Source organism: Paracoccus sp. (in: a-proteobacteria) (assembly GCF_035556475.1).
Lineage (GTDB): Bacteria > Pseudomonadota > Alphaproteobacteria > Rhodobacterales > Rhodobacteraceae > Paracoccus.
Genome location: NZ_DATMFA010000008.1, coordinates 1 through 2,272, shown reverse-complemented (window position 1 = coordinate 2,272; position 2,272 = coordinate 1). Strand labels below are relative to the sequence as shown.

The 2,272-nt window shown below is 63.3% G+C and carries 3 protein-coding genes; all 3 read left to right on the top strand.

The features are described 5' to 3' along the window. A partial coding sequence (locus VNQ78_RS00795) for a TRAP transporter substrate-binding protein (RefSeq protein WP_325685580.1) occupies positions 1-876 on the top strand: 876 nt, incomplete at its 5' end. A gap of 55 nt (positions 877-931) precedes the next feature. Then, complete coding sequence (locus tag VNQ78_RS00790) at positions 932-1,447, top strand: TRAP transporter small permease (RefSeq protein ID WP_325685578.1); 516 nt, start codon at positions 932-934, stop codon at positions 1,445-1,447. Next, a partial coding sequence (locus tag VNQ78_RS00785; RefSeq protein ID WP_325685576.1) for a TRAP transporter large permease occupies positions 1,447-2,272 on the top strand: 826 nt, incomplete at its 3' end. The genes VNQ78_RS00790 and VNQ78_RS00785, both read left to right, overlap by 1 nt.

Genomic DNA, 2,272 nt, shown 5'->3' with positions numbered 1-2,272 from the left:
AACGCAGTCGAGCCCTATGGTGTCGGGATGCGCAAGATGGGTGAGTTGATCGGCGAAAAGACCGGCGGCAAGGCCACCATCCAGGTCTTTGACAACGCCACCCTCGGCGATGAGATGGAGAGCATCCAGGGCACCCAGATCGGCACCGTCGACATTGCGGTGACCGCGAACGAGACATTGGCGAATTTCGTTCCCGACCTCTCGGTTTTCAGCCTGCCGTTCCTGTTCAGGGATGCCGAGCAGATGGACCGCGCGCTTGAGGATCCGGCGGTGATAGCCGACGTCCAGGAGGTGCTGAAGTCGCAGGGCTTTCACCTGATCACCTTCTTCTCGGCGGGCACGCGTCACATCATGACGAAGAAACCGATCGAGGAGATGTCGGATCTCGACGGCCTCAAGATCCGCACCATGCAGAACCCGGCCCATGTCGACACGTTCAAGGCCTTCGGCGCGAACCCGACCCCCTTGGCCTATACCGAGCTTTACGGTGCGCTTGAAACCGGCGTCGTCGACGGGGCCGAGGCGGCCAATACCAATTTCTACGCGCAGAAATTCTACGAGGTCGCGCCGGATTGGGCGATGGTCGGCTGGCTGGAACTGGTGGCGCCGGTGATCATGGGCGAGGCGGCCTATCAGGCCCTGCCCGATGACGTGAAATCCGCACTGGACGAGGCGGGCAAGGAGGCCGGCAGTTTCCAGCGCGCGACCTATCGCGAAAGCGATGCGGCCCGTGTCGCGGATATCGAGAAGGCGGGCGTGAATATCAGTCGTCCCGATATCCAACCCTTCCGCGATGCCGCCGAGAGCGTGAAACAGGGCTATCTCGCGACCGATGGTCAGAAGGAGTTGTTCGCGCTGATCGGCAAGGTCGAGTGATCGCGGACAAGTCTTGCCCGGCGGCTGGATCTGCCGGGCAGTGAAGGGAGATCCCATGTTTTCAATCATCGAGCGTCTGTGCCTCATGCTGCGCGCAGCGGTCTCAGCGGTGGTCGTCATGCTGTTCGCGATCATGCTTGTCGCGGTGCTGGTTCAGGTCGCCGGACGCTATTTCCTCAACTTCTCGATTTCGCAGGCGGCCGAGATTGCGACCTTCTGCCAGATCTGGCTGGTGCTGCTTGGAGCAGGGGTGACGCTCGCGCGCGGCCAGCATGTCGCGATCGACATCCTGCCCTCGAAGCTGTCCCTTGTCGGAGCGCGCGTCGCGCTAGTGCTGATCGCGCTGGTCTCGGCCGCGTTTCTGGTGGTGCTGGCCTATGGCAGCCTGCCGCTCCTGAAGATGGGCCAGTTCCAGACCTCGCCCTCGCTTCGGATCCCGATGAAATACATGTATGCCTGCCTGCCCGTTGGCGCGCTCTACATGATCATCGAACTGGTCCTGTCGGTGGTGCAGCGATGGAACGATCCCTTCCCGCCACCCAAGCCCGAAACCGAAGAGGAGGCAGTCTGATGCTGATCATCGCAGTTGCATTCGTGGTCTTCCTCGCTTTGGGCGTCCCGGTCGTCTTCGTCCTTGGCGCCTCGGCCGTGCTGACGCTGCTGACCACGACCGATGTTCCCGTTGCCATCGTCAGCCAGAGGGTCTTTGCCGGGCTGAACACCTTCACCCTGATGGCGATTCCGTTCTTCGTTTTTGCTGGGGTGATCATGGATGCGGGCGGCATCTCGCGCCGGATCGTCGCCTTTGCCTCGGCGCTGATCGGCTGGATCGTCGGCAGCCTCTATCAGGTCTCCTGTGTGGCGGCGGCGGGGCTTGCCGCGATCTCTGGCTCCGGCTCGGCCGACACGGCCGCCATCTCGGCGATCATGCAGCCGCAGTTGCGCCGCCGCCGCTATGACGTCGATTTCGGCGCGGCGCTGATCGCTTGCGCGGGGTCGCTGGCGCAGGTGATCCCGCCCAGCCTGACCATGGTGATCATGGCCGTCGTCTCGAATGTCTCGATCGGGGCATTGTTCATCGCGGGGATCGTGCCGGGCTTCCTGTGTATCCTGCTGCTGATGGTTACGGCCTATATCTTTGCCCGGAAGGGCGGCGAGACCTATCGCGAGACCGAACCCTTCACCATGCCGCGGCTGCTGAAGACCGGCTGGGCCGCATTGCCTGCCGCGGGGATGCCGTTCCTGATCCTTGGCGGCATCCTTGGCGGGGCCTTCACCCCGACCGAGGCGGCGGCGGTCTCGGCCTTCTATGGCCTTCTGGTCGGCGTCTTCGTCTATCGCGAGTTGAAGCCCGCGCAACTGCCGGCGCTGATCCTGCGCACCGTCTCGCTCTCGG